This is a genomic window from Actinomyces sp. HMSC065F12 (assembly GCF_001814535.1).
GTDB classification, from domain to species: domain Bacteria; phylum Actinomycetota; class Actinomycetes; order Actinomycetales; family Actinomycetaceae; genus Pauljensenia; species Pauljensenia radingae_A.
Genome location: NZ_KV817027.1, coordinates 1 through 2,036 on the forward strand (window position 1 = coordinate 1; position 2,036 = coordinate 2,036).

The following is a 2,036-nucleotide window of genomic DNA, read 5'->3' on the forward strand; positions in this document are numbered from 1 at the left end:
TTCAACGTGGCCGTGATATTGCGTGACAAACGCCTGGAGAGAACGAACTTGTGATAGCTTTTGGATTCATCCCACGCCTTGAATGCTGCGACTTGGGCGGGGTTGAGTTTTGCTAGGCCGCGGGCTTTCGATGAAGCCGATGCCATCACCACGTCAGCACCGGTAGAAACCATGTCTTGCCATGTTGTGGCGATAAGGTGTTGTGCTTCTTCAAGTTGACGAGAAGTCAGTTCTTGAACCACTCCTTGTGCGGACAGGTCGTTCTCATCCCACACGCCATGGTCGTAGACAAGCCACTTGGTAGCCAGTGAGTAGCGGATCTTGTTCGCATACTCGCCAGCCAATGTGTCTGCCTGACCGACATCGGAAAAATCATCCGGACGTAAACCTGCTAACGCCTCATACGCCTCTGGTGGCAGATAGCTCGGGTCGGAGGCGACCTTCGAAGCGAACCTGCATGCCGAGTTCCAGATCGTCTGCAGTTCGCCCTCGTTGAGCGGTGGTTCGCAGAGGTTGGCTTTGCGGTCGAAGAGGTCTCGTGCTTGATCGGTCTGCCCGTAGCGGATGAGGACCCGCCCGGCGAAGCGAGAGAGCGTGGCATTACGGGAGCCTTCACCAATGACCAATGTTGAGGCGTCGAAGGCGGCGAACACGTCGATCTCGTCAGCCGCGTCCAGCCATGCATCGAGCAACTGGTCGCCCTCATGCGCCGTCACCACAGCGTTCGACGCCCCGTAGATGAAGCGTCCTGCGTCCAGGGCATTGCGATCAAAGAAACCAAAGCGCGATGCCAGGCGATGCTTCAATCCCGCGTATTCGTCCGCGTTCGTGATCGTGTGGATTGGGAAGTAGACGTGGAAACGTGGCCGGGCGGAGAGCACGCCCTTCGCCTTCATGTGGTTGCGGGAGGTGGCGGTCATGAACTCCACACCAGACATCAACTCGCCGAGCTTCTCAGGCGTGATCCAGTCGGTGTGGGTTTCTGTATGGTCGTTATCGATATCCATCACCACGCAATCCGAAGACATGAACGCTGCAGTTGAGCGGCGGTCATTCACGTAGGTGGCTGCCACGTGATCAAAGCCAGCGACCACGCTTAGGGATGCCGCGTCAATGACCTGATGTGGGTTCGGGTAGTGGTTATTGTTCTGCACACCGGTAACCGCGGCAGCGAACAAGGTGAAGGGCGTGGTCATGGGGTGACCTCCTTGAAATCAGAATCGAAGTACTTAATCGGCAACTCGAGGTCTCGCGCCCAGCCGATCTCCAGGCGCATACCAGGGCTAACGTGACCCACGTATGCCCACAGGGCTTCGCATTTAGCGAGCAACACCCTGTTGAAGAACATCGCCAACTCGCGCTGATCGGGATCGGCGTCATCCATGAACTGCGGATAGTGCAGATGCGGGGCGAACGGGATCTTGCCTGCCGCTACTGCGAGCTCGCAGAATTGGCGGGCGAGCTCAACGTTCGCTTGCACGTCGCCCGAATACGGTGAGCAGATATAAACCAAGGGCCGGTAGCCGAACTGTTCGCGCTGCAGCTTCTTGAGCGCGTGGTAGCTCGTTAAGTCCAGATAGCCTTCGGTGTTTTTCTTCGAAAACCCAATATCGAGTGTCGTGGCGCTCATGCTTGCACCTGACCTTCACGCTCAATCACCGGAAGGATGCCGAGCTTGTTCTTGAGCAGGTCGTAGATGAACAAGCGCCCCTTCTGGGTCCAGTACATGTGGGTGCGGGTCTGGCCTTCGTCGTATTCGTGAGTCTTGGACTGGGTGTAGCCCTGCTCGGCGTACTTCGCGTAGAGGAACCACCGGCCCGACTGATGGAACTGCACGTGAGCATCACGCAGGATTCGGTTGAGCTTCTTCGCGGAGAGTCCGTAGTCCTTCGCAATCGCCGTCGTCGTCAACAACGAATCGGACTGCAGCACGACGTCGTAGTACGAGACTTTCGGTGCCGCCTCCAACAGGGATTGCTCTGCGGCGAGGCGCTTGGCTCGCTCGGCCCGCAGAGTGGCGATGGCATGCTCCAGGA

The 2,036-nt window shown here is 57.8% G+C and carries 3 protein-coding genes; all 3 read right to left on the minus strand.

Annotation, left to right across the window (positions count from 1 at the left end):
- Positions 1 to 1,196, minus strand: a 1,196-nt coding sequence (locus tag HMPREF2975_RS08365; protein ID WP_193600029.1) for a primase alpha helix C-terminal domain-containing protein, incomplete at its 3' end; no start/stop codon positions are given.
- Complete coding sequence (locus HMPREF2975_RS08370; protein ID WP_004007630.1) at positions 1,193 to 1,630, minus strand: DUF7768 domain-containing protein; 438 nt, start codon at positions 1,628 to 1,630, stop codon at positions 1,193 to 1,195. The genes HMPREF2975_RS08365 and HMPREF2975_RS08370, both read right to left, overlap by 4 nt.
- Positions 1,627 to 2,036: phage antirepressor KilAC domain-containing protein (locus tag HMPREF2975_RS08375; RefSeq protein WP_193600030.1), on the minus strand; the 410-nt coding region annotated here is incomplete at its 5' end. The genes HMPREF2975_RS08375 and HMPREF2975_RS08370, both read right to left, overlap by 4 nt.